18 protein-coding genes are annotated in these 24,887 nt (G+C 41.1%); 8 read left to right on the forward strand and 10 right to left on the reverse strand.

All coding sequences use genetic code 11. The features are described 5' to 3' along the window. Nucleotides 1–252: 252 nt before the first annotated feature. The 3 genes from SAE01_RS04710 (at nucleotide 253) to SAE01_RS04720 (ending at nucleotide 7,489) form a co-directional block, all read left to right on the forward strand. Nucleotides 253–2,958, forward strand: coding sequence for a DUF1549 domain-containing protein (locus SAE01_RS04710; RefSeq protein WP_147202499.1), 2,706 nt, complete (start codon nucleotides 253–255; stop codon nucleotides 2,956–2,958). A 163-nt stretch (nucleotides 2,959–3,121) separates the two neighbouring features. Beyond that, on the forward strand, nucleotides 3,122–4,546 hold the full coding sequence (locus SAE01_RS04715) for a DUF1501 domain-containing protein (protein ID WP_147202500.1): 1,425 nt from the start codon (nucleotides 3,122–3,124) through the stop codon (nucleotides 4,544–4,546). Nucleotides 4,547–4,732: 186 nt separating this feature from the next. After that, nucleotides 4,733–7,489 (forward strand): outer membrane beta-barrel protein, encoded by a 2,757-nt coding sequence (locus SAE01_RS04720; protein WP_147202501.1) that lies wholly within the window; start codon nucleotides 4,733–4,735, stop codon nucleotides 7,487–7,489. Nucleotides 7,490–8,279: 790 nt separating this feature from the next. On the opposite strand, the gene mgtE is transcribed toward SAE01_RS04720, so the two are convergent. After that, nucleotides 8,280–9,671 (reverse strand): magnesium transporter, encoded by a 1,392-nt coding sequence (gene mgtE / locus SAE01_RS04725; RefSeq protein ID WP_174834602.1) that lies wholly within the window; start codon nucleotides 9,669–9,671, stop codon nucleotides 8,280–8,282. Between the two features lie 79 nt (nucleotides 9,672–9,750). On the opposite strand from mgtE, the gene SAE01_RS04730 reads away from it, so the two are divergent. After that, nucleotides 9,751–10,134, forward strand: coding sequence for an SET domain-containing protein (locus tag SAE01_RS04730; RefSeq protein ID WP_147202502.1), 384 nt, complete (start codon nucleotides 9,751–9,753; stop codon nucleotides 10,132–10,134). Between the two features lie 52 nt (nucleotides 10,135–10,186). Here SAE01_RS04730 and SAE01_RS04735 read toward each other — a convergent pair whose 3' ends face one another. Then, entirely contained in the window at nucleotides 10,187–10,852 is a 666-nt protein-coding gene (locus tag SAE01_RS04735) for a DNA alkylation repair protein (RefSeq protein ID WP_147202503.1), read from the reverse strand. 219 nt (nucleotides 10,853–11,071) lie between these two features. After that, a complete protein-coding gene (locus SAE01_RS04740) occupies nucleotides 11,072–13,351 on the reverse strand; it encodes an aconitate hydratase (RefSeq protein WP_147202504.1) in 2,280 nt (759 codons plus the stop codon). 151 nt (nucleotides 13,352–13,502) lie between these two features. Here SAE01_RS04740 and SAE01_RS25185 point away from each other — a divergent pair, with 151 nt between their 5' ends. From SAE01_RS25185 to SAE01_RS04755, 3 genes are all read left to right on the forward strand, one after another. Next, on the forward strand, nucleotides 13,503–13,724 hold the full coding sequence (locus SAE01_RS25185) for a PspC domain-containing protein (protein ID WP_147202505.1): 222 nt from the start codon (nucleotides 13,503–13,505) through the stop codon (nucleotides 13,722–13,724). Between the two features lie 14 nt (nucleotides 13,725–13,738). Further along, nucleotides 13,739–14,728, forward strand: a complete 990-nt coding sequence (locus tag SAE01_RS04750) for a helix-turn-helix domain-containing protein (protein ID WP_147202506.1) — start codon at nucleotides 13,739–13,741, stop codon at nucleotides 14,726–14,728. A 211-nt stretch (nucleotides 14,729–14,939) separates the two neighbouring features. Beyond that, a complete protein-coding gene (locus SAE01_RS04755) occupies nucleotides 14,940–15,935 on the forward strand; it encodes a helix-turn-helix domain-containing protein (RefSeq protein WP_147202507.1) in 996 nt (331 codons plus the stop codon). Nucleotides 15,936–16,041: 106 nt separating this feature from the next. Here SAE01_RS04755 and SAE01_RS04760 read toward each other — a convergent pair whose 3' ends face one another. The 4 genes from SAE01_RS04760 to SAE01_RS04775 all read right to left on the reverse strand — a co-directional run bounded on the left by SAE01_RS04760 (nucleotide 16,042) and on the right by SAE01_RS04775 (nucleotide 20,323). Then, nucleotides 16,042–17,289, reverse strand: a complete 1,248-nt coding sequence (locus tag SAE01_RS04760) for a hypothetical protein (RefSeq protein ID WP_147202508.1) — start codon at nucleotides 17,287–17,289, stop codon at nucleotides 16,042–16,044. A gap of 107 nt (nucleotides 17,290–17,396) precedes the next feature. Further along, nucleotides 17,397–18,212: a DUF2971 domain-containing protein gene (locus tag SAE01_RS04765; protein WP_147202509.1), complete on the reverse strand. Its 816-nt coding sequence runs from the start codon at nucleotides 18,210–18,212 to the stop codon at nucleotides 17,397–17,399. Nucleotides 18,213–18,215: 3 nt separating this feature from the next. Beyond that, the gene (locus SAE01_RS04770; RefSeq protein ID WP_147202510.1) at nucleotides 18,216–19,778 is read right to left on the reverse strand and encodes an acyl-CoA mutase large subunit family protein; all 1,563 of its coding nucleotides are present in this window, start codon (nucleotides 19,776–19,778) and stop codon (nucleotides 18,216–18,218) included. 32 nt (nucleotides 19,779–19,810) lie between these two features. Further along, a complete protein-coding gene (locus tag SAE01_RS04775; protein ID WP_147202511.1) occupies nucleotides 19,811–20,323 on the reverse strand; it encodes a DUF7935 family protein in 513 nt (170 codons plus the stop codon). A 134-nt stretch (nucleotides 20,324–20,457) separates the two neighbouring features. On the opposite strand from SAE01_RS04775, the gene SAE01_RS04780 reads away from it, so the two are divergent. Beyond that, the gene (locus SAE01_RS04780) at nucleotides 20,458–20,802 is read left to right on the forward strand and encodes a HesB/IscA family protein (protein WP_147202512.1); all 345 of its coding nucleotides are present in this window, start codon (nucleotides 20,458–20,460) and stop codon (nucleotides 20,800–20,802) included. A 144-nt stretch (nucleotides 20,803–20,946) separates the two neighbouring features. On the opposite strand, the gene SAE01_RS04785 is transcribed toward SAE01_RS04780, so the two are convergent. The 3 genes from SAE01_RS04785 to SAE01_RS04795 all read right to left on the reverse strand — a co-directional run bounded on the left by SAE01_RS04785 (nucleotide 20,947) and on the right by SAE01_RS04795 (nucleotide 24,861). Further along, complete coding sequence (locus SAE01_RS04785) at nucleotides 20,947–22,521, reverse strand: aldehyde dehydrogenase (NADP(+)) (protein ID WP_147202513.1); 1,575 nt, start codon at nucleotides 22,519–22,521, stop codon at nucleotides 20,947–20,949. 1 nt (nucleotide 22,522) lies between these two features. Next, nucleotides 22,523–23,359 carry a fumarylacetoacetate hydrolase family protein gene (locus tag SAE01_RS04790; protein WP_147202514.1) on the reverse strand — a complete coding sequence of 279 codons (837 nt, stop codon included), beginning with the start codon at nucleotides 23,357–23,359 and terminating at the stop codon, nucleotides 22,523–22,525. A 221-nt stretch (nucleotides 23,360–23,580) separates the two neighbouring features. Next, nucleotides 23,581–24,861 (reverse strand): mandelate racemase/muconate lactonizing enzyme family protein, encoded by a 1,281-nt coding sequence (locus SAE01_RS04795; protein WP_147202515.1) that lies wholly within the window; start codon nucleotides 24,859–24,861, stop codon nucleotides 23,581–23,583. Nucleotides 24,862–24,887 lie beyond the last annotated feature (26 nt).

The raw sequence follows: 24,887 nt of genomic DNA on the forward strand, positions 1-24,887 counted from the left end.
TCGTTTATCAATTCAACACATTTCCAACAAAGCTTTGGTGTATGTCTAGTAAAGCAAAATCAGTAGACTTATTTATAAAGAAGTAAGTAAGGTGGAATCTAGCGCCTTTAAGACTCTAAAAATTAAAATTATTTGATTTACTTTTAGTGAAAGCTTTTAGACCAAAAACCGTTGTTTGGAAAACAAGACCTATGAAGAGAGCTATCTCATTTTTGGTTTAATCTATTTTGAAAAAAAGAATGCTAAAGCCAGATGAAAAAGCAGTTTAAAAAAGTTGCATCTAAAAAAAGATTGCTGGTTGTTGCACTGGTTATTGTTTTAGTATTTGTTCTCAATCCTTTTTTCATATTAAATTCTTACGCCGGCGATGCACCTTTAGCTGCCTCGGGCGAAGCACCACTTTCAACTGCATCTAATTCTTTCTGGCTTTGGAATTTTTTAGCGCGCCTTCATCCGCTAACGGTACACTTTCCGGTAAGTCTCCTTCTGTTTGCGGCTATTTTAGAATTATTCACGCTTAAAAATTTTCATTCTAAACTAAGACCGGGAATAAATATACTGCTGGCAGCAGGAGTTGCTACAGCAACTGTTTCAATTATATTTGGCTTGCTCCTTGGTCGGGGTGGAGACTATAACGAAGACACGTTAAGCCTGCATCAATGGACCGGTATTTCCACTGCTACATTGGGTGCTGTTGCACTATTTCTTCTTTTTAAGATATCACGAAATAACGAGCTCAAATTAATCAAACCCTACCGCGCAATACTCATCGTTTCTGCAATTGGGGTTTGTGTCGCAGGCCACCTTGGGGCTGCATTGACACATGGCAGCGATTATCTTTCATCTACACTTCCATGGAGCAAAGACTATGAAGCTACGCCTGTAAAAAACGTAGATTTTGCTTCCTACAAAAATGATACTGTAAAACTTAGTAAGCAGGAGGAGCAGGAATTAAACATGCAGGTAAAGACCATTTTGGCCCATAATTGCTATAAGTGCCACGGACCTGAAAAGATAAAAGGCGAGTTGCGTTTGGATAGCAAAAAAATGATTTTTAAGGGAGGTGAAGATGGGCCGGTGATTGTTGCAGGAGACCCCTTAAAAAGCGATTTGTTCAGACGAATTAGCTTGCCGGCAAATCACAAAGATGTAATGCCTTCAAAAGGAAAAAAATTATCTGAGGGAGATATTGCCACCATAAAATTTTGGATCCAAAAAGGTGCACCTTATTCTGAGGGAAAGAATGAGGAGACCAATTATCGCGTTGCTAAATTAGAACCTAGAAACCCATCGCTTCCCCAGGCTTCCACGGACTTGCAAAATCCAATCGATCTATGGGTAAACGAGTACTTTAAAAAGAATAAAATAAGCTGGACTGCTGTAGTTGATGATAGAACTTATCTGAAGAGGATTTACCTCGACATACTTGGGTTGCTTCCCTCTCCTGAAGACTTAAATAATTTCGCAAGAGATCCAAGACCGGATAAAAGATCAGTGTGGGTAAGGCAACTTTTGAACAGGAATGATGATTATGCAATGAATTGGTTGACATTCTGGAACGATGCCTTGCGCAACGATTACACGGGGACTGGGTATATTACAGGAGGGCGCTTTGATATTTCCAACTGGCTGTATAATTCTTTAAAGACTAACAAGTCTTATAATCAATTCGTAAAAGAGTTGGTAAGTCCGGGCAAAGATTCGAGAGGGTTTATTGCAGGTATTAAATGGCGTGGAGTAATCAACGCAAGCCAGCGAACCGAGATGCAGGCAGCTCAGAACGTTTCGCAGGTCTTTTTTGGTTTGAACTTAAAGTGTGCTTCCTGCCATAATAGTTTTATAAGCGATTGGAAGCTGGATGATGCCTATGGTTTCGCTAATATATTCGCAGATTCTTCTCTTGAAATAAATCGTTGTGATAAGCCTTCGGGTAAGTTTACTAGTGCCAGACTGCTCTGGAAAGAACTGGGAACTATCAACAGCACAGCCGCCGCGGCTATAAAACAGCAGCAACTTGCGGAGTTGATGACAAAGCCTGCAGATGGACGTTTGTATCGTACCCTCGTAAATCGAATATGGGCGCAAATGATGGGACGAGGTATTGTTGAACCAGTAGATTTAATGGATAACGAACCGTGGAGCCAGGACTTGCTCGATTGGTTGGCTTTTAATTTTGAGCAGCGGGGAGCTGATATAAAAGAACTGATCTTTCTAATTGCTACATCTAAAACATACCAATTGCCTTCTGTTGGTTTTAAAGAACCAAACCAGTTGTTTGCAAAAGATTACAAGTTTAAAGGAATGTTGAAGCGGCGGTTAAGTGCGGAGCAATTCGCTGATGCCGTCAGTTCTATTGTAGCGCCCATGTATCCTGATTCACTGGTAAAGTTTGTTCCTTTTATTGAGACTCCTGCGGAGAAAAGTGTAGAGGCGAAACCCGTTGAGAAAAAAGCTGCGCCTACTCTAACCCCTGCTCAAAAAGCAGCAGCAGATAAGATAGCTGCGGAAAAAAGGAAAGCTGCAAAAAAATTGGCTGAAGAAAGAGCAGAGGCGGGGCGATTAGTTGCTTACAAGTTGTTTACAAACAAATCCATTCTTCTTTATCCTCGCGCATCTTTAGTAATCAATAACAAATTCCTTACGGCACTGGGCAGGCCTAACAGGGAAACTGTATCTACCAGCCGGGAGTCGCAGGCGAATTTATTGCAGGCATTAGAGTTAACGAATGGTGACCGGTTTAATGCTACTTTAAAAACAGGAGCAGAAAATTGGAAGAGGAAATACGGAAATGGAGATGTGTTAATTAAAGAGATGTACAGGAAAACTTTGGGACGTGAACCACAACAAAAGGAGTTTGCAGTCGCTAAAAAAATGCTTGGACCAACGCCGGGTACAGAAAGCATTCAAGATCTATTCTGGTCAATTTTGTTGCTTCCTGAATTCCAGATAATATACTAGGTCTTGTAGAGGTCGAACTGATGAATAATTTATCCAAAAAAGAAAAATTGTCGAAAAAAGAATGAAAGTAAAAGGGTGCGACGCAACGATGTTAAGCAATGTTTTACCGCTCGCTACAAAAGGCCAATACTACTTATTCCCTTTTCGATCTAAATAAGATCTTATGGCTACGAATTGGAACCGAAGAGATTTTTTAAAGAATACGAGCGCAGCAACGCTTGCTGCCATGGCTGCTGGTACCCCCATGACCAGCTTGTTAACCTCGTGCAACAGTAAGAGAAATAATGCAAAGGCCGATTCTGTTATTTTGCTTTGGATGGCTGGAGGCATGGCGCACACAGACACTTTTGATCCTAAAAGATATACTCCCTTCACAACTGGCATGGATGCAAATAGTGTCCTAAGCACCTTTAAACCAGTGCCTACTGTTCTTGATGGAATTTCTTTTTCCGAAGGGCTACAGTCAATAGGGAAGGTGATGGATAAGGGAACTTTGATAAGATCATATGTAGCGGCAGACATGGGTTTTATTTTGCATTCCCGCCACCAGTACCATTGGCATACCTGCTACAAGCCGCCTCAGTCTGTTGCGGCTCCGCACCTAGGAGCCTGGATTGCAAAAGAATTAGGGCCTAAAAACCCGGTTATACCTGCTTTTATTGACATTGGCCAACGCTTGACTTTAGGTGAGGGAGAGGAATTGAAAGCTTTTCATAGCGCCGGCTTCTTGGGAAATGAATACGGACCTTTTATGATACCTGATCCCTCTGCAGGTCTCGATAGCGTAAAGCCTCCGGTTGGGATGTCGTACGAAAGATTTGAGAAGCGCAACCAGTTATATAAGGAGTTGGTGAACCAGAGTCCGTTAGGTGAATATGGCAGCGACTATCAAAAGGAATCGCTCCAGAGATCGATGGAGCAAGCGTATATACTTCTGAATTCTCCCGAAGCAAAAGCGTTTGACTTAACGAAAGAACCTAAAGAAAGCTATGACATTTATAATACCGGCAAATTTGGATTGGGATGTTTAATGGCTCGCCGACTAGTGGAGCAGGGTGCAAGGTTTATTAGTGTAACAACAGAGTATGAACCTTTTAAGGGATGGGATACCCATGAGAACGGGAACACGAGGGCTAAGGAGATGAAACAACTAATAGATGCGCCGGTAGCTCAATTGGTAAAAGATCTTGATCGCTCAGGTCATCTTGATCGCACTATTGTAATTCTCGCAAGTGAATTTAGCCGTGACATGATGGTGGAAGGTCGCCCGGATTTAAAGGTGCAGGAGCAGGTTCAACAACCGGATGTCATACAGGACATAAAGAACTACGGTATGCACAGGCATTTTACTGATGGATGTTCGGTTCTAATGTTTGGAGGGGGAATTAAAAAAGGACATGTGTATGGGAAAACTGCCGATGAACGTCCTTGTAAAACAATTGAAAGTCCTATCGTCATCGATCAAATTCATCAATCGATTTATCACGCTCTTGGCATTGCTGAAGATGCGCATTATGTGATTGAGAAACGTCCATTCTACACTACACAAGACGGGCTTGGTAAAGCTGAGCTGAAACTGTTCTCGTAATGACGTGCTCGTATCGGTTGACAAATTTCCTTCATCCTTTCAACTTTACACGGTCTGATATTTTATTAAACTTAGGTAGGCCTTTATCCTGTCTTTAATTCTTTTTACCGATCTATTGGGGCAGTTCGAAATTTCAAAATTACTTTTGCCGGCCTGTTAATGCTTTTTTAAGGTTAATTCTTTTTAATGATAAGATTTCTACTTTCTGCCATTTTTGGCTTAATAATCTCCTTTTCTTCTTTTGCCCAACAAACCAGGACAATCACGGGTACTGTTACTGATACAGCAGGTGCGGCATTAAACGATGTGTATGTAAAACTGCTTGCAGGAAAAGACAGCATTACCACAACGACCAATGCAAGTGGTGTCTTTCACTTTGCAAAAGTTGCCTTTTCTAATTTTACTTTAAGCGTAACAAGGATAGGCTTTCAAACATTTTCACACAATTATTCAATAACAGCAAAAGACAATAACACCTACACTGTTGAGACTATAAGATTGGCTACACAAGATAATCGTCTAACGGATGTGGTAGTGGTTGCAATCAATCCTGTAATTGTAAAAGAAGATACCGTTGAGTATAAAGCAAGCGCATATAAAGTGAGGGAAGGCGCACCGGTGGAGGACGTGATAAAAAAACTACCGGGTGTAACCGTTGACAAAGACGGCAAGGTAACAGCACAAGGGAAGGCGGTGGCAAGGATTAGGGTAAATGGTAAGGACTATTTTGGAGGCGATGTACAAACTGCTACACAAAACTTGCCCGCCGATATGATCGAAAACATCCAGATCATAGATGACTATGGTGACAGGGCAAATGTGACAGGTATAAAGGAGGGAGAGCCGGAAAAGATCTTAAACATAACTATTCAAAAAGGTAAGAACAAAGGCAACTTTGGTAATGCAACACTCGGTGCCGGTACCCAAAGCCGTTATGTTGCCAGATTATCTGCAAACAACTTTAATGAAGACCGTCAAATCTCTGTCTTAGGTTCAGTTAATAACACGAACGCCAATATTTTTAACTTCAACGGAGGAGGAAGGGGTGGCGGTGCCAGGGGCGCGAACTTTGGTGGTGCTGAACGAACAATAGGCGGAGACGGTATCAACATTGTAAAATCGCTCGGTTTAAACTACAGAAATAAATGGGGTAAAAAGATTACCTCATATGGTAGCTACAGTTTCTCAGGCAACAGTAATTATCTGACCGGCACTTCTTTTCAACAAGATTTCAATCCTAAAAATATCAGTACTACCGGTCGCAGCAGTACGAACAATACCAGCAATAGCAATCATAGGGTCACCTGGAATGTTGAGTACAATATGGATACTGCGAACTTTTTCAAGATCTCGCCTTATTTCTCATACGGCACTTCTCAAAATAGTGGCAAGAGTATCTCTGAAATTAGCAGGCAGAAGTATTACACCCTAAACAATAGCGTCTACTCCAATAACTCGACTTCACCATCCGGGGGTACTGAGTTTTTCTTCAATCATAAGTTTGGAAAACGCGGGAGAAACTTTAGCTTAAACACCAACATTGACTACTCAGAACGAAGCCAGGATAGAAATTCGAATAACAATTATCATGACATTGACTCGACGATGCCGAATTACCTGGTGAAGGATAGCAACCGGGTACAATTTATTGTAAACGAAAGCCGTAATACAACTACTAACGTGCGCATATCTTACGCAGAACCTATATCTAAATTTTCATCTGTTGAGGTGAGTTATAACAGGAACAATTCTGTTACGCAGAGCCTGAAAAACGTGGATGACGTCGATCCAATCTTTGGTGGAAAAGTGAGAAACTTAAAGCAGAGTAACGACTATAACTACGGGTTCACGACCAACCGCTATGGCATTAGCCTTCGAACATTCAAGCAGAAATACAATTATGTGCTTGGCTTTGTTGCCCAGCCTACTAACCTAACTGGTAATGATCTGGGACGAAAAATAACCACGACCAATCGCAACTTTTACATTATTCCAAATGCAAGATTCGTTTACAATTTTGCCCGTAGTAACAACCTTACCATTACATATGGTGGAGGAAGCCGAGAGCCTAATTTTCTACAGTTGCAGCCAATTAGTGATAGTACTAACCTGAGGAACATTGTTATTGGAAACCCGAATCTGAAGGCTGAATTTACTAACAGGTTAGGAGCACAATACAATAAGGTGGGAATACTAACAGGCACTTCTTTTTTTGCAAACGTATCTTTCGATCAGTCGCAGAACAGGATAGTTACAGCACGCTTCAACGATCCCAGGGGAACGGGGAGAACGATTACCTATCTAAACACGAACGGTTTTTATGGTTTCAACGGAAACTTTGCGTTTACAAAGCCATTCGCCCAACGCAAGTTTTACGCAACCATTAGCACCTCTGCAAGTTTTGACAACAACATTTCTTACACAGACAATTTCAGGAATAATGGGCAGAACTGGGTTATACGACCAGGAGCACGCCTTCGTCTCGATCTTGAAAATATAATTGACGTTGATGTCAACTCAAACTACAACATCAACAAAACGGTTACTCAGTATATTGATACGGCTATCTCTACCCAGGTTAAATCTTTAACCATCGGCCTGAATGGTAAAAATTATTTCTTTAAGAACTGGACAATTGGCTACGACCTTACGAAGATTATGAATAGTGGTTATCTGAACACTAAGAATTCAAATCCTACGTTGCTGAATATGTTTGCCGAACGCAGGTTCTTAAAAAACAACAAGGCTACTATTCGCCTGCAGGCCTTTGATCTTTTCAATCAAAACACAGGCATCTCAAGGGATGTAAATGGTACGACAGTCACCGATGTTCAAAATAACCGGTTGGGTCGATACCTGCTGTTGACGTTTAATATCAGGCTGCAAAAATTTACGGGGAAGGCCCTACAGCGCTACCAGGAGAGCAGGGGTGGAAATCGCTAGGCCTCCGGCGTATATAATTTATACGGTATTAGACCTTTTTGTAGCCAGCCAATCTTTTCATAGCATCATCGTTGCTACGCTCAGTTCAACTGTCAGTAAATCAGTCAGCCTATCAAGCTTTGTGATGATTGCTTTTACAGCGCGTTTCGTTTGTTGCTAGCGAAGGAGATAGAAGGCAGGTAACAGTTTGAGATGGAGCTATAAAAAAAATGGCTCCTCCGTAGAAACGGAGCAGCCTCTAACGATTGCTTGCCATATGAAAATCTTAAATATCTTGATCGGCTAAAAGCCTCTTAATTTCTTGTTCTTGTAATAGCGTGTTATCAATTAGTAATGATATCCTGTTATTATTCCTCAAAAGTAAAAGCTTCTATCAAGCGTTTTAATCTAATAATTGGTTATTTAATTATCGCTAATTCCTTCGGAATCTCTTAAAACCCTTGCTGGTAGTGTATTTTCTACACATTCCTCTATTATCGCCAAGCTTAAAAAAAACTTAATAGATTATGAATCATTAGCGAATTTTCGTGCAGTTTACTTTCTCATTTTCTATTCGAGCTTAATTTATGGCGTTCACGGAGATTGTCGCGCTCGATCGGTGGCCAATACAAATGGTGATGCCGTTGCCCGCCGTTGTTGGTTGCTTAACCAACAGCTAGTTTTCACTATGCTGCCACAACTAGGTGTACGCTAATTAAGCTCAATAAAGATTTGTAGTAAAAGGGAGTGACACAACGATGTTGACTAATATTTAAATGCTTGCTCCAAAAAAATTACAAATCATTACTGCTTACAATAGCAATCCTTTAAGAAACATGTAAGCAAAACTGAAATAGATAATTAAGCCGGTCACGTCAACAAGGGTAGCAACGAATGGTGCAGAAGAAACCGCGGGATCAAAGCCTAGTTTCTTTAAAAGCATCGGCAACATAGATCCACTTAGAGTTCCCCATAAGACAACTCCAACTAACGATAGGCCGACGGTTAAAGCTATGGGAGCCCAATGTTCTCCATAGATGTGAGAAAACTGTTGCCATATTAAAATTCTTATGAAACCGATTACTCCTAATATAGATCCAAGCATTACCCCGCTTAACAATTCCCGTTTCATAACCCGCCACCATTCCTCAACCGTTATTTCGCCTACCGCCATTGCCTGTATAATAAGTGTAGATGCCTGTGATCCGCTGTTGCCACCACTTGATATAATTAAAGGGATAAAAAGTGCAAGAACTGTTGCCTTTGCTATCTCATCTTCAAAATAACGCATAACAGTAGCTGTTAGCATTTCACCAATAAACAATACAACCAGCCAACCTATTCTTTTTCGAAAGAGTTTTAGCAACGGCATTTCAAGGTAAGGTTCATCGAGGGCAGCAGTACCTCCCATCTTTTGCATGTCTTCGCTGAACTCTTCTGTGGCCACCCAAAGAATATCGTCAATAGTAATGATGCCCAGTAAAACATTGTTATCATCAACTACCGGAAGGGCATAACGATTGTTCATTTTAAAGACCTGGTTGGCGTGCTCCTGGTCGTCTTTTGCATTTAGAGCAATTACTCTTCCATCCATCAGTTCATTTACCAGGGTGTTAGGTGCTGCAAGAATAAATTCCTTTATTCTCAGGTCATCCATCAACTGCCCCTTGTCGTTGATCACATAGATAACATCGATGGTTTCTGTGTTCTTGGCAAATTTTCTAATGATTTGAAAAACCTCTTCCACCGTATTGTGTTCATATACATACACGTAATCCGGTGTCATCAAACGGCCTACACTATCCTCGGGATAACCAAGTAAAGAAAGTGTAACCAACCTTTCTTCAGGATCGAGAAGTTTTATTAAATCTCTTAAAACCTCTTTAGGCAAGTCTTCCAAAAAGTCCGTACGGTCATCGGCCTGCAACTCATTTAGTAACTCAGCAGTTTTAAAGGAAGGAAGCTGCGATACAATGCTTTTTTGCGTTGGGAAGTCTAAAATCTTAAAAGTACTGGCAGCGCGATGTATAGATAAATTAGCAATGATTTGAGATTCGTAGTCAGGATATTCGTTTATTAGGTCGGCGACATCTGCAATATTCTGATCATCTAAAAATTCCCGGATGGCTAATTTGTCCTCAGTTGCTATCAATTGTTCAAACTGTTCCTGTATACTTTGCTCTTCAATATTCTCAATTGCCATGGCTGCAAATTAAGTATTTTGAAAGCTTAAATTTTATTACTGTGTTTCAATTTCTTTAACTTGCCCGCAAGAATTTAATATGCTGTTACCCCACCTTGTTATTGCACCTTCCGAAAATCGTGGAAGGGGTGTTTTTACAACTAAAAATATTCCTGCAAATACAGTTATTGAAATTTCTCCTATTATAGAATTGTCTCCCAAAGACCGAAAGCAGATTGAGGGTACGAAGCTTTTTCACTACATTTTTGAATGGGGCAAAAGTAAGCGCAAAGCTGCAGTGGCACTTGGTTACGTATCTATGTACAACCACTCTTTTCAGCCAAATTGCGAATACGAAATGGACTATGAAAATGGCAATATGACTGTGCGTACGATTAAACCAGTAAGAAAAGGAGAGGAGCTGTGCTTTAGTTACAATGGAGATCCTAATGACCAATCGCCCTTGTGGTTTAAGACAGTATAAGGGGTCGGAAATCGCAAGTTGTTGTCGAAAGTCGCTAGGTTTAGCTTCCTGATCACAGATGCTTCATTGCTTCTTTTTGGCTTAATGGCGCGAGTTCGTGTTCGTTTACAAATATTCTTACCCACTGTGGATTTGACTTTGCGTATTCTCTTAACACCCAGCCAATCGCTTTTTGTATAAAAAATTCTTTCGACGAAGCAAGCTGGAATATGTAGGAGGAGAGTAGCGTACAGTCTGTGTCGTTTTTATAAGATTTTTGAAACAACAAACTGCTTCTTTGAAGCCAAATATTTTCCGAAGTGTTCCATTCCCCGGTTATACTTTTAATAGATTCAGGGAAGGTTCTAAAATAGCTACCTGCGCAATCATAGGCCAACGGATCTACGGTATCCCACCAGCTTTTCGTTGTGATTAAGTACTCAATTATTTCTATTGTTTGCTCGTCCCAAAGCTTTTTGTAGTGCAACAATGTTTCCAATCCGCAATACTGAAACTCTCGTTCCGCTAATCCCCACAATTCTTTTACAATAGCAACTAAGTCGTGACTATCTTTTATGACGTGCTGCTTAAGATGTATTTTAAATATCTCCCGCCTTTCAGGTGTTGGAATTCCTAAAAATTCAAATTGATTTTTTAGGTACGCTTTCATTGCTACAGCTTTCTTAGCATCTTTAATTTCATTCAGTTCAGCTGCTAAAAATGTGTTGTAAGGATGCATGATGCAGTAAGAGTTATTTTAAGTTTACAGGCAGTTGGTTAAGCTGGTAGCATTGTTGCGACGCTCCGTTCAACTTCAGTTCATTGTTTTAATGTTTTTTGTAGAGAATTTCTAAATAGCAATATTGGGAAGTGTAATGTTCAAATTAAGAGGAAATTGGTGAAAATAAAAGAGGTTATCTTTTGGATAACCTCTGGTAACAATCAAGAATAAGTTCTATTAGGAATTAGCAGCAGCCAAAGCATTTTTGCGAATGATATTTAGTGCAGCCCCTGCCTTAAACCACTCAATCTGTTGTTCGTTATAAGTATGGTTTACTATGATGCTTTCAGAAGATCCGTCCGCATGATGCAACACAAGCGTTAACGGTGTGCCGGGTGCGAAGTGATTTAATCCCTCAATGTCAATAGTGTCATCTTCAAGAATTTTTTCATAGTCCTCTTTGTGCGCAAAGGTCAAAGCCAACATACCTTGCTTCTTCAGGTTTGTTTCATGAATACGGGCGAAAGATTTTACCAGGATCGCACGTACACCAAGATGACGTGGTTCCATGGCAGCATGCTCTCTTGAAGATCCTTCACCGTAGTTTTCATCACCTACGACAATGCTTCCTAAACCTGCAGCTTTATAAGCTCGTGCAGTTGCAGGCACTGGTCCGTATTCTCCGGTCAACTGGTTTTTAACTTTATCAGTGCTATCATTGAAATAGTTTAAAGCACCAATCAGCATGTTGTTTGAAATGTTGTCAAGATGTCCCCTGAACTTCAACCATGGACCAGCCATAGAGATGTGGTCAGTAGTACATTTTCCTCTTGCTTTTATTAACAGGCGCAAACCTTTAATATCAGTTCCTTCCCATGCAGGAAACGGTTCGAGTAACTGAAGGCGCTGAGAGTCGGGACTGACCAAAACCTGCACATTACTTGGATCTTCTGCCGGAGCCTGATAGCCTGGATCTTCTACAGAAAAGCCTTTTGGAGGTAACTCGTATCCTTTAGGTTCATCTAACTTAACCTGCTCTCCATCTTCATTTAATAAAGTGTCGGTTAACGGGTTGAAAGTAAGATCGCCTGCGAGTGCAAAGGCGGTAACAATTTCAGGAGAGGCGACAAACGCATGTGTGCCGGGAAAGCTATCGTTACGCTTTGCAAAATTCCGGTTGAAAGAAGTGATGATAGAGTTTTTACGGGTAGGATCATCAATATGACGGGCCCACTGTCCGATACACGGACCGCAGGCGTTAGCTAATACAAGTCCGCCCATATTGTCGTAGGCTTTTAACCAACCATCTTTTTCTACAGTATATCTTACCAACTCACTACCGGGAGAAATTGTAAACTCAGCTTTTGCTTTCAGGTTTTTGTCTACAGCCTGTTGAGCAATTGATGCAGAACGGCTAATGTCTTCATAAGAACTGTTAGTGCAAGATCCAATCAATGCTACTTCCAGTTTCTCAGGCCAGTTGTTTGCTTTTACCGCTTCAGCAAAACGGCTGATAGGCCATGCTAAGTCAGGAGTATAAGGGCCATTTACATGTGGCTCCAGTTCATTTAGATTTATTTCTATGACCTCGTCATAGTACTTTTTGGGAGCAGCAATAACCTGCGTATCAGCACGAAGATGTTCTTTTATGCCATCCGCCAATTCAGCTATGTCAGCCCTATCTGTTGATTTCAAATAAGCGCTCATTCTATCGTCGTATCCAAAAATTGAACAGGTAGCTCCAATTTCAGCACCCATATTGCAAATAGTTGCTTTACCCGTTGCGCTGATTGCGTCAGCACCTTCACCAAAATATTCGACGATCGCACCTGTTCCACCTTTTACGGTAAGGATACCTGCAACTTTAAGAATAATATCTTTAGGAGCGGTCCAGCCACTCATCTTACCAGTAAGTTTAACACCTATTAATTTAGGCCATTTAAGTTCCCATGCAAGACCTGCCATCACATCGCTCGCATCAGCTCCACCTACACCAATGGCGACCATTCCTAACCCACCGGCATTAGGCGTATGACTGTCGGTACCAATCATCATTCCCCCGGGGAAAGCATAGTTTTCTAAAACAACCTGGTGAATAATGCCTGCACCGGGTTTCCAGAAACCAAGGCCATATTTATTACAAACGGAGGCTAAAAATTCGTAAACTTCTTTATTCGTATTTAATGCGGTATGTAAGTCTTCAGCTGCTCCTGTTTTCGCCTGTATCAGGTGATCACAGTGAACAGTACTAGGCACAGCAACCTGAGGACGACCTGCTTGCATAAATTGCAGCAAAGCCATTTGGGCAGTGGCATCTTGCATGGCAACACGGTCTGGAGCAAAATCTACGTAATGGACACCACGCTCAAAATTTTCCAGCTTCATATCCGTATGCAAATGTGCAAAGAGTATTTTTTCTGCGAGGGTTAGTGGTCTTCCGACCGCCGTGCGCGCTGCTTCAATTTTGCCGGGAAGTTCTTCGTAGACTTTTCTAATCATTTCTATGTCAAATGCCATGTCTAAAGATGATTTTAAGGTGTGAAAAAAAAGTTCAGCAAAATTACGTCAAAACTACTCTCAAGCGAAATAGATTTCTATCTCCGTGATTATTAATTTCTCTAAATTGCAGGGCAGATCTGAATACGGCAAAGGATTAAAAACTCATGCTATGAAAAGTGTAAGGGAAATAATAGAGGTACATGCATTTGGTGTTTGCTCAGCCATAGGAGAGAAGATGGGAATAGCATCTACAAGAATCCGTATGTGGTTTATTTATATCTCCTTCTTGACCTTAGGTTCCCCCCTGATTATCTATATGGTTCTTGCCTTCTGGATTAATATCAAAAACTATATTTACTCCGCGAAAAGAAATCCTTTACGTTATTTGTAGCAAAATTAAGTGCGTTGGTAAAAATTGAATTTGATCATACAGACTATGCTGAGTTATTAGACTACTACGCAGCAGCATTTAAAACAAAAGTAAAGAACAATAAACTCGAATTACCTTCAGATGTAGGTACAGGCTTTATAAAACTTATTGAACTTCCTAATGGCCTCCAGGGCCTTGTTTCTGATTACACAGTGAGTCAGGATATGCTGCTCACCCGCTCAAAAATTAATAAGGATTATTTTACTCTACGCTTCGACGAAGTCATCATTCCAGATGCTGCTGCTATCGACACAGTAGACGCGTCAATGCCTGAAATAAATCCTGTTCGCTCTGCTGTGTTTTTAGGAAGTACAAAGTTTGACTGGATGTTTCTTAGCACAAAAGGAACACGGGTGAAGGGCGTAAATATTTTATTTAGTAAAGAGTGGCTTGAGCAATTTTTAGAAGTAGAAAGCGTTGGAGACTTAATAAAGAAGTACCTGAGTTTGAAGATGAGCGCGTTTAATTACGAGCCCATGGATATGGAGTATAAGAGAATTCTGGCTGAAATAGTTGAAACTAACGTTGACCCGGCTTTTGAAACATTGATTATCCAGAATAGAGTAATGCTCTTGCTTGAGAGGTTTTTTACGAGGATCTATTACAAGATGAGTGATATGCACTTCGACGTGAAGCTGAGCAACGAGGATATCAACCGGCTAAAGATGATAGAAAAGGAGCTTGTTAAAGACTTTTCAATTGAACCTCCGGGAATAACTAAACTTGCCAGGCTAGCTGCGATGAGCCCTAGTAAACTTAAAAACAGTTTCAAAGAGATTTATGGTTTGCCGGTGTATCAATATTTTCAGAAGCACCGGATGAACAAGGCAAAGGCGATGCTGCTGAGCAGAAAGTATTCGGTAAGAGAAGTAGGTATAGAACTGGGCTACAGCAACCTAAGTAATTTCGCCAAGGCTTTCAAAAAATCATTTGACCAGTTGCCGAGCGATCTTTTGGACAGGTAAAGTGATAGTTGATAGAGATAAAAAAATCTGTTGAAATATAGAACTTGTTTAAAATTTATTGAAAGCTGTAGCATTAAACGACGTTGCAAAGAGATCTGCAGACGAAGTGCTTGCGACGCAACGATGCCGCCACATTTTTTAATGCTGGTACCGGGAAATAAGTTTTAAAAAGCGTCTTAAAAGAATAGTTCACTACTAGTAAAAATCCTATATGCAGTTGGAAAAGCCAGACTTTGTTGAGTTATTGCATTTGCTTGCCCCAGATTTTAAAGCGAGGGTTGCAAACAACCAGATTGCTGTAAACGCCCAGATTGGAAAGGGGTATTGTTGGGCAGAAAAACTTCCTTCGGGGATCACTATTTTAGTTTCTGATACATGCCTAAAAGAAAGTGTAGTTGTAGAACGACCAGAAGGAGAAGAGCATTATTTTACCCTGCAGTTCAACGAAGAAGCGGCCGACGAAACTGACGTAGCCACCAAACCTCGTCGCAACGTGGAAGAGTTTGAGTCGTTCGTGAAACTAAGTCACACCCTCATTCCCGAGACTTTTGTATTTCCAAAAACTAAACGATTGCGGTCGGTAAAGTTTTTTTTCAACAAAGAACATTTGTCGACACTTGTGGGCAAGCAGGCTTTTGAAGAGGTGCTTAGCCAATACTTTCCCGTGGTGATGAGTACTGAGAACCTCGAGCCAATTGCGACCGAATATCGTGTAATGCTGGATGACCTTTGGACTGATAAATTGAACCAGCCGCTAAGGTTGAACTACATTCAGAACAGGGTGCTGTTATTATTGGAAAAGTACATTGTGAAGTTGTACGAGCGAAGAGATCTGAAAGGAAAAAAAGTGAAGCGAAGTGACGATGAGACGCTACGGCTGATGAAAGTCGAAGCTTTGCTGGTGAAGAACTTTGCTGTTGCCCCGCCTACCATCGATGAGCTTTCAAGGATTTCAGCCATGAGTCCAACAAAACTTAAAAATGATTTTAAAGCTCTTTACGGTTTACCTATCTACGAGTATTACCAAAAAAACCGAATCCTAAAGGCTAAGTCTTTATTGGTACTTGCGAAATACACTATTAAGGAAGTTGGTATCAGGGTAGGATATTCAAACCTCAGCCATTTTGCAAATACTTTTAAAAAAGAGTTTGGTTACCTGCCAAGTGAAATCGCGGCAAAAGATGGGGTGTTAGTTTATAGTAAATAAACCTGGTTTGTTGTACAGAAATGTGGTCTTAAAGGTTTAGACCTTTTGGAGGCATATTCTTGTACCGACTAAAGTCTCTCAAGCTTTTATAAACCTTAACCACATATTATTCTGGTTGATAAACAATCCTTACTACGGCATTTTTCTGTTCGGTTGAAGTAACGAAGAGCTCGTATCGTTGAGTGCCTGCTGTAACAATCATCAGGGCAGTATTTGGAGGGATAGAACCAAGGTTTTCTGCCACCATAACAAATTCGTGAACCGCTGTACCTTCATCAGCCTTTATTGTAAAACTGATGGGTTTATCGGTAAGGGTCTTATTTGAAACAATCAATTGGTTATTGTGGTAAACAGTTATCCGGTCGCCATCAATCTCTCCGTTATCGTATAAATCTATTTTAAACTCTTTCGCGCGGGTAGTAATTGTTTTTACAATTTCATTTTCCCTGCTTTTTAAGATTTCAGGCTTTGGAATATTTTTAATAACAGGAGGCTTTATGGCTTCAGCCGGCTGTTCCTTTTTTGGAATCACGACGGTTTCTGGCGCAGAAGGAAGCGTTTTTCTTTCTGGTTTTGGTATTAGGTTTTGTTCAGCACCAGGTTTTATCGCAGGCTTTTTAGGAGCGGGAGCTTTTGCAAGAGAAGGCTTGTTTGAACTTGGAGCCTTAACTGCGGCAGACTTAGTTCTTTTCTTCAACTCATTTTCCCGCTTGATAACAAATTCCTCTTTATAAAAATCGCTTGTAGGCTTTTTTTCCAAGTACACTTTACCAGTGCCACAATCGCCTTTGTCATTCGCATTACGACTTGAATAGGTTCCCGTCAAAGTTTCAAGCTCACCCATTTTATTATATTCCAGGTAACAAGTCATGAGGCATGGTTCGCTCTTCTCGGTAATCTTTAAGTCCACCAACTTCAGCTCGTTCAAAATAATATTATTGGTCTTTGTTGTATTGATGCCTTTGGCTTCGGCCTTACCGTAGAAGACGGTTGTTTTGTAGGAGTAGGTTACTCCATTCAAAGCGTCATTTGGCAACTGTGCTAGTTGTACTTCGAAACGATAGCGGTCTTCAATAAAGCCAAAAGAGTTTGAAACGAAATACCCTTTCCAGATGCCGGTAACGTTATTCTTAGCACTCGACTCTGTCGACACATCGTCCGTAACAGAGCTTAAGTTGCTCTTGTTTGCATTTGGACTACCCTGCTTTTTGCTGTTTAAAGTAGTTCCTTTTTTAGGCGGGTAACTACTTTTATTTTTTGAAGTTAGACCCAACTTTTGGGTACTCTTTGTTTGAGCAACCAGTGAATTTATAGTAAGGAGTAAAATTGAAAACAGAGTAAAAATTAACTTCATAAAACAAATGTAACCTGCATTGCGCAATTAGGGTATAAAGAACAGTTAAGGTTTATAGTCCGAATAAATGAAATCTGTTTTAGAAAAAGAACAGGCAGCGTTGGTTGTTACGGAGTATCAAAAACTTGCATTCGGGTAGGGATTTCGGATTTGACCAACTTACATTCCCAGCCTTTTGTTTTTAGAATATTGTAAATGTTCTGGTGCTTCCATGGCTCCATGTAAGGATGTGTTACGATGGAAAAATCAAGGTCATGAAGACTTTTAAGGGAGAGCTCAAAAAATGAATAAGTCTTATTATTGTTGTTTTGCATGGCAAGAAACCGGAACTCTTCCTCATGCTTGTAACTAAGGTCCTTTAGAAAACCTTTAAAACGATGACCTGCATTTTTTAAACCCGAATCGTTAGGGTCAAAAGGAGAGATCTTGAAGTACTCTACCTTTCCATGAACCAACAAATCAAAGTCTTGATTCTCTAAGTTGCGGCAAGATTCTATGATGGTGTTACAAAGACCGTCGGGATTAAATTTTAGAGCAACACTGTCTTTATTAGAATAGGTATCCCACATCGCCAGCGACTCTCTTACTCCGACATACCAGCAACTTGCGAAATAAGTTTTTTGAATTTCCTCGAGGTTACTTTTAAAACGTTCTTTTACTTCCTGCTTTTCTTCAGTCAGCTGTTCTTTGCTTTTCTTTGATAATCCTTCGTCCTTTTCTTTTTCCTGGTCCAATGCGTCCAGGAATTCTTTGTCGTGAAGATGCTTTTCTGTTATTCCTTCCAGCGGATCAAAAAAACTATTAAGTGGAGAAAAGAAAATATTTTCTGAATTCAGGAAATAGATGAGGCGGTGAAGATCCATATACCGCCATAAAAACTGGTCGTCCTGGAAGCTGTAGTCTTTGTTCTTTTCAATTTGCATAGCCTAAGAATACTCCCCGAAAACCTTCCTCAAAACATCCGAAATCTCACCAAGAGTACAATAATGCTCAACTGCATTTATCACAAACGGCATAAGGTTTCTTCCATCAGTAGCAGCATTCGAAATATCTGCGAGACATTGTTTGGCTACTTGTTCGGTTCTACGGGCTTTTAAACTTTTTAATTTTTCTGTCTGAACTGCTCTTATGCTATCATCAATTTTAAAGCCATTTGTATTATTTGTTTCTTTTATATGAAACTTATTTACGCCGACAATTATTTTTTCCCCTGTTTCAATATTTCGTTGATATTCGTAAGCACTTTTAGCTATTTCGTCCTGGATAAATCCCTGTTCGATGGCATCTACACTTCCGCCTAATCCATCTATTTGTTCTATCAGTTCCCACGCCTGTTGCTCAACTTCATTTGTTAGGTTTTCAACAAAATAAGAGCCTGCCAAAGGGTCGGCTGTATCTACAATGCCACTTTCAAAACCTACAATTTGCTGCGTTCGTAGTGCTGTTCGCGCCGCCTCTTCAGTTGGCAAATTCAATGCTTCATCATAGCCGTTTGTATGTAGACTTTGAGTACCACCAAGTACAGCCGCTAATGTTTGGATAGTTACACGGCTGATATTGTTTAAAGGTTGTTGTGCAGTTAAAGTACTTCCCCCGGTTTGAGTGTGAAAACGTAGCATCATTGCTTTCGGATCTGTCGCCCCAAGGTCCTTCATCATTACTGCCCACATTTTTCTTGCTGCCCTGAATTTGGCAACCTCCTCAAAAAGGTTGTTGTGAGCATTGAAGAAAAAAGAAAGCCTTTTTCCAAAAACGTTAATATCTAAACCCTTGTCCAACGCAGCTTTTACATACGCTTTTCCATTGCTTAAGGTAAAAGCAATTTCCTGTACAGCCGTACTGCCGGCTTCCCGGATGTGGTAACCTGAAATAGAGATTGTGTTCCACTTTGGCAACTCTTTGCTGCACCATTCAAAGATGTCTGTAATGATTCGCATGCTGGGCTTAGGCGGATAAATGTATGTGCCCCTTGCAGCGTATTCTTTCAGAATGTCGTTTTGAATTGTTCCCGTAATCTTTGAAAGATCTGCACCCTGTTTCTTGGCCAGCGCCACATAGAAAGCCAGCAGAATAAAACCCGTTGCATTAATCGTCATTGAAGTACTTACCTCTTCCAATTTGATATTGTCAAACAGGATTTCCATGTCTTCCAGGCTGTCAATTGCAACACCCACTTTTCCCACTTCACCCTCGGATAAAGCATGATCACTATCATAACCAATCTGTGTAGGTAAATCAAAAGCAACGCTAAGTCCGCTCACTCCTTGTGACAGCAAATAGTGATAGCGTTTATTGCTTTCTTCAGCAGTTGAAAAGCCGGCATATTGACGCATGGTCCAAAGACGACCCCGATACATGTCGGGTTGAACACCACGGGTGTACGGGAAAGAACCGGGAAGCTCAGAGAGATTAGATGACGGAAGATCAGAGGCGGTGTAAACTGGTTTTATTTCGATGCCAGAGTCAGTGTATTTTTTTTCAGTGCTCATTTTAGCGATCATGTCCCCACTAGGGGTTGGGATTACAACAGTTTCTTGGCCTCATAACTCAACACCTCACTTACCACTTCATGAAGCTGTCCTTTTTTATCAGTCATTAAGTATTCAAGTAGCAACTTATTCAGATCAAGACCAGTGGCGTTGGGAGGGAGCGCACTTGCAAGCTGGTTAATTACCAGCATGTTCTGTTCCTTTAGATTTTTAAGTGCATTCCATGCTTCGGGAGAAACGTATATCTGTTGCGTAATGTTATAGTCAAATTCTTCTTTCACGCCCCTCGTAAGCAACATTTGCATTTCTCTTGCGCTCACTCCATTTTGATTTACCCTGCTAATTAGGTTGGGCAGGGCGATCCTGTCAACCAACAATGTCAATCTTTCATACGCCTGCAAACGCATTGTTCTTGTTGATGCATCCAGGTTTTCTCCATCTTCCGCTTTCCCATTTTTCTTCTTGTCCTTCATCAGCACAAAAGCAACTAGTATTCCTATCAGCAATACAATAATTGTTATCAAAACTGCAGTTGAATTCTCCATTCGGTGTCTTTTGGCAAAAATACAGGAAAGGCTGTCTTTTTATTGAAAGCTATAATAGTTAACGTTTTCCTGCATTCGAAAGTGGAGCGGATGGTCACAAATTTGATTATTAGTATTTTTGTAAAAAAGAAACTATGCAAACAGCAATTGATACACCGGTTACCTTAACAGCAGGAGCTGTAGCAGAATTGAAAAAGCTGATAAACGAGCCAGGATTTGATAATAGTCAATATTTAAGAGTAGGAGTGAAGGGTGGCGGATGTAGCGGAATGACGTATGTCTTAGGATTTGATCAAAAGCAGGATAACGATGATGAATTCGAAATAGAAGGAATTCGTTGCGTAATGTCTCGCTCTCATGAGATCTATTTGATGGGGATGGAAGTTGATTTTCAGGGTGGGTTAAATAGCCGCGGTTTTACTTTTAGTAATCCTAACGCAAGTAAGACTTGTGGTTGCGGAACCTCGTTCGCGGTTTAGTCACACTCTTGTTGAATAAACAGAAAAGCAGACTTTTGGGTCTGCTTTTCTTATGTTGCCAACATTTGTTATTTGTGGATCTCCGGTTGTGTCACTCACTTGTACTATTTTTTGTATAGCAGCATTTTTCAAGCGAGCAGTGTTTCACTTTGTTCTTTCTCCATCAACTAATCTCCAAATCCCTAACGGGTTGTCATCTTTTAGTTCTGCCGGTAACAAGCTTTTAGGGAAATTTTGGTAACATACGGGTCGCGTAAAACGATGAATGGCCAGTGTACCAACTGACGTTGTTCTGCTATCAGTTGTTGCCGGGAAGGGGCCGCCGTGCACCATTGAATGACATACTTCGACACCCGTTGGATATCCGTTTAGTAGTAGTCTGCCAACCTTCTGTTCCAGAATATTTATAAGTTCGGTGTACTCTTGTAAGTCTTCTTCGGTTCCAAGAATGGTGGCAGTTATATGTCCACCTAGTTTCTCGGCAGCTTGTAAAAGCTGCTGTTTGTTGTCCGCTGTAACAGCCAACGTTGAAGGTCCAAAAACCTCTTCTTCTAATTCATGTTTTTCGAGAAATAAGGCTGCTTTGGAGTGCAGCAGATATGCTGTCCCTCTCACACCTTCACCTTCATTTAGCCCGGCAGCCAAAATCTCAACCCCAGCGATATTTTTTAGTCTCTCAATCCCTTTTTGAAAATTATTTCGGATCCCTTCGGTAAGCATTACTCCTGCTGGAGTTTCATTTAATTGTTTTGAGAGATCATTTCTAAAATTATTTTCATCTTGCGATTGCTCCGTAAACACCAATCCCGGATTGGTACAAAATTGTCCTACTCCAAGTGTTACAGATGCTGCTAAGTCCTGGGCGATCTTTTCTCTCCTTTCTTTTAATACACCTGGAAGAATGAAGACAGGGTTTGTGCTGCCCATTTCTGCATACACCGGAATTGGTTGCGGTCTTTTATTGGCTTCATCAAACAAGGCCTTTCCACCAACAAATGAACCTGTAAATCCAATCGCTTTAATTAACGGGTGTCGAACAAGCGCCATTCCGACTTCTGTGCTTCTACCGTTTACCATCGAAAAAGTTCCATCCGGCATTCCAGTTTTTTGAGCTGCCCTTTGTATAGCCAAACCCACCAACTCGCTGGTACCGGGATGAGCAGGATGAGCTTTGAAGACAACAGGACAGCCAGCAGCTAACGCCGAAACTGTATCGCCTCCTGCAACCGAAAATGCTAGCGGAAAGTTCGAAGCACCAAAAACGCCGACCGGTCCCAAAGCTTTTTGCATGGCGCGAATGTCAGCTTTAGGAAGTGGTTTTCGTTCAGGATCTGCATTGTCTATTCGTGCATCCACCCATGATCCTTCACGTAGTAACTGTGCAAACAATTTTAATTGTCCGACGGTTCTTCCCCGTTCTCCGGTAATTCTTGCTTCAGGTAAGCCGCTTTCTTCACACGCCCGAATTATTAGGTTCTCTATAGCAAGAATTTCTTCAGCAATTGCGTCCAGGAAAGCAGCCTTTTCCTTACCAGATTTGTTTCGGTATTGCTGAAAAGCTTTGCTTGCTTTTTCTATGGCTTCATTTATTTCAGCAGGAGAAGCTTCGTAAAAGGCCGGTTCTATCCTTTTGCCGTTTGAAGGATTTTCGCCATAAAATGTTGCTTGGCCTGATTGGGAAAGTGTATTTCCTATGATATTTTTTCCTGTAAGGTTCATATTATTTGACGGTGTTAACTAGTGTGCCAATGTGTTGAATGGTAATGCGAATCTCGTCATCTTTTTTGAGGGTGAAATCGCTTGAAGGTACAATTCCTGTCCCGGTCATGACCAGGCAACCATATGGAAACGAGGTTTCGCGGTAGAGATAGGAAACCAGTTCCTCAAACTTTCGCTTAATCTGATCGATGCCTACTTCTCCCTCGAATACTACTTTGCCTTCACGCAGTATCTGCATTTGAATTTGCGTGTCTGCCGGTAAAGGTTTGTCGGTCACATAAATACAAGGTCCGACAGCCGCACTTGCATCATAAGATTTTGCCTGCGGAAGGTATAAAGGATTTTCGCCTTCAATACTCCGTGAGCTTATATCGTTGCCGACTGTATAACCAATTATTTTTCCCGAAGAGGTTACTGCCAAGGTGAGTTCCGGTTCGGGTACATCCCAAGTGGAGTCTTTACGGATAGCCACTTTATCTCCATGGCCAACTGTACGATAAGCCGTTGCTTTAAAAAATATCTCAGGTCGTTCAGCCTCGTAAACTCTTGCATAAAAATCAGCTCCGCCCGAGTCCTTAGATTCTTCCTGTCTACCCACTTTGCTTTTACAATAAGTTACGCCGCACGCCCAGATCTCCTGGCTTTGAATAGGTGCCTGTATTTCTGATGTGATTAAATTTTTTGCTTCGGAGCTGGCACTCAATTCTTTTGTTGCTTTTTCCAATTTCGAATAAAGACTATCATCATTTACGTAGCTGTCCCAATCTTCGTTGTCAACCAAATAATAGTTCTCTTCGTTTTCTATAACTATTCCTTTTTTTGTTTTGTACAATTTCATGATCAATTTTTACTAAGTATAAAATTATGTTTTGTGATATAGTTAATGACAGTTTTTAATGCTTGTTTTCTACTTTTTAATACCATCTATCGACTTAGCAAAACCTGAAAAAAGATCAATAAAAGGTTTAAAGTACACGTGAGTGACACAACGATGATGACATGAAAAGCAACTGCCTGGCATCGAAAAATAATAGTACTCTAATCACTTGCGATAGAACTTTAGACGAAAAAGGGAACATTTGGAATTGCATACTTTTTCATTCCCTCCTCATTTATTTCGACGCCGATGCCCGGCTTGTCGGAAACGGTCATGAAACTATTTTCAACCCATTTTCCATCATAGGTAATAATTTCTTTGAACATTGGGTCGGTATGAAAATAAGACTGCCACTCGAGGATTAAGAAATTTGGAACAGAGGCACAGACATGGGCCGATGCCATAGCGCCAAGGAACGACGCCACCATGTGCGGGGCAAAAGGAACGTAATATAAATTAGCGAGGTTAGCAACGCGTTGTCCTTCGCCCAGACCACCCACCTTCTGCAAGTCAGGCATTACGATATCAACCGCTCCAATTTCAAGCAATCTTCTGAAGCCATAAGCGAGGTAATGATTTTCACCGGCGCAAATTGGCGTGCTGGTAGACTCTGTGATGAGTTTGTAAGCTTCAACATTTTCTGCAGGAATGGGTTCCTCGAGCCACATCAGATTAAGTGGTTCAAGTAGACTGGCAACATGCTGACCAGTTACTGCATCATAGCGGCCATGCATGTCGACGCATATGTCAACATTAGGTCCTACGGCCTGTCGCGCTGCAGTGATTTGATCAACCATTCGCTTTAGTTCTGCAGGGCTGGCCGTCCAGTTATACTGGTCATATTTATTGGGGTCCTGTGCCTGGTCGAGATCGAACTTTAATGCATTGAAACCCATTTTAACTGCTTTGGTAGCAGCATCTGCAAAATCTTTTGGAACGGGCAGGTTGCGTTGATAGAGGGCTGTGTCGCAGTACACCCGTACTTTATCACGGAATTTTCCACCTAGTAACTGATAGATCGGTAATCCAAGTGCTTTACCAGTAAGATCCCATAAAGCAGTTTCAATAGCAGACAGAACAGCGATGTACATACCGGATTGCGCGCCTTGGAAAAAACCGCCCTTGCGGATGTCTTCAAATAGCCGGTGCACGTTTAGGGGGCTTTTGCCGATCAGCCTTCGACCGAAGTCTTTTACCAGGTAATAAGTGCCTGGTATGGCATCAACACCTTCGCCACAACCCCAAATACTTTGGTTGGTATAAATTTTTACAAACAAGCTGCCCTTGATGTAGCCACACTTGATATCAGTAATTTTTAAATCAGATGGGGGAGAACTTATGGGAGTTTTTTCCACCGCGTTTTCGATTCCACGTCCAAAAGTAGCTATAGGTGCTATGGGAGCAAAGGCAGCAGCAATTGCAGCTTTCGATAAAAAAGATCTTCTGGAGTTTGAAGTTGACATGTAAAAGGTTTTAAGAATGAGTTGTA

It is taken from the genome of Segetibacter aerophilus (assembly GCF_007991655.1).
Classification (GTDB): domain Bacteria; phylum Bacteroidota; class Bacteroidia; order Chitinophagales; family Chitinophagaceae; genus Segetibacter; species Segetibacter aerophilus.

What these genes read in the sequence shown, in the direction of transcription:
- SAE01_RS04765 (WP_147202509.1), bottom strand. Translation starts at nt 18,212, where the DNA reads ATGCAAATTGAAAAGAACAAAGACTACAGCTTCCAGGACGACCAGTTT.
- SAE01_RS04755 (WP_147202507.1), top strand. Translation starts at nt 14,940, where the DNA reads ATGCAGTTGGAAAAGCCAGACTTTGTTGAGTTATTGCATTTGCTTGCC.
- SAE01_RS04770 (WP_147202510.1), bottom strand. Translation starts at nt 19,778, where the DNA reads ATGAGCACTGAAAAAAAATACACTGACTCTGGCATCGAAATAAAACCA.
- SAE01_RS04740 (WP_147202504.1), bottom strand. Translation starts at nt 13,351, where the DNA reads ATGGCATTTGACATAGAAATGATTAGAAAAGTCTACGAAGAACTTCCC.
- SAE01_RS04780 (WP_147202512.1), top strand. Translation starts at nt 20,458, where the DNA reads ATGCAAACAGCAATTGATACACCGGTTACCTTAACAGCAGGAGCTGTA.
- SAE01_RS04730 (WP_147202502.1), top strand. Translation starts at nt 9,751, where the DNA reads ATGCTGTTACCCCACCTTGTTATTGCACCTTCCGAAAATCGTGGAAGG.
- SAE01_RS04785 (WP_147202513.1), bottom strand. Translation starts at nt 22,521, where the DNA reads ATGAACCTTACAGGAAAAAATATCATAGGAAATACACTTTCCCAATCA.
- SAE01_RS04715 (WP_147202500.1), top strand. Translation starts at nt 3,122, where the DNA reads ATGGCTACGAATTGGAACCGAAGAGATTTTTTAAAGAATACGAGCGCA.
- SAE01_RS25185 (WP_147202505.1), top strand. Translation starts at nt 13,503, where the DNA reads ATGAAAAGTGTAAGGGAAATAATAGAGGTACATGCATTTGGTGTTTGC.
- SAE01_RS04775 (WP_147202511.1), bottom strand. Translation starts at nt 20,323, where the DNA reads ATGGAGAATTCAACTGCAGTTTTGATAACAATTATTGTATTGCTGATA.
- SAE01_RS04735 (WP_147202503.1), bottom strand. Translation starts at nt 10,852, where the DNA reads ATGCATCCTTACAACACATTTTTAGCAGCTGAACTGAATGAAATTAAA.
- SAE01_RS04710 (WP_147202499.1), top strand. Translation starts at nt 253, where the DNA reads ATGAAAAAGCAGTTTAAAAAAGTTGCATCTAAAAAAAGATTGCTGGTT.
- SAE01_RS04790 (WP_147202514.1), bottom strand. Translation starts at nt 23,359, where the DNA reads ATGAAATTGTACAAAACAAAAAAAGGAATAGTTATAGAAAACGAAGAG.
- SAE01_RS04720 (WP_147202501.1), top strand. Translation starts at nt 4,733, where the DNA reads ATGATAAGATTTCTACTTTCTGCCATTTTTGGCTTAATAATCTCCTTT.
- SAE01_RS04795 (WP_147202515.1), bottom strand. Translation starts at nt 24,861, where the DNA reads ATGTCAACTTCAAACTCCAGAAGATCTTTTTTATCGAAAGCTGCAATT.
- mgtE (WP_174834602.1), bottom strand. Translation starts at nt 9,671, where the DNA reads ATGGCAATTGAGAATATTGAAGAGCAAAGTATACAGGAACAGTTTGAA.
- SAE01_RS04760 (WP_147202508.1), bottom strand. Translation starts at nt 17,289, where the DNA reads ATGAAGTTAATTTTTACTCTGTTTTCAATTTTACTCCTTACTATAAAT.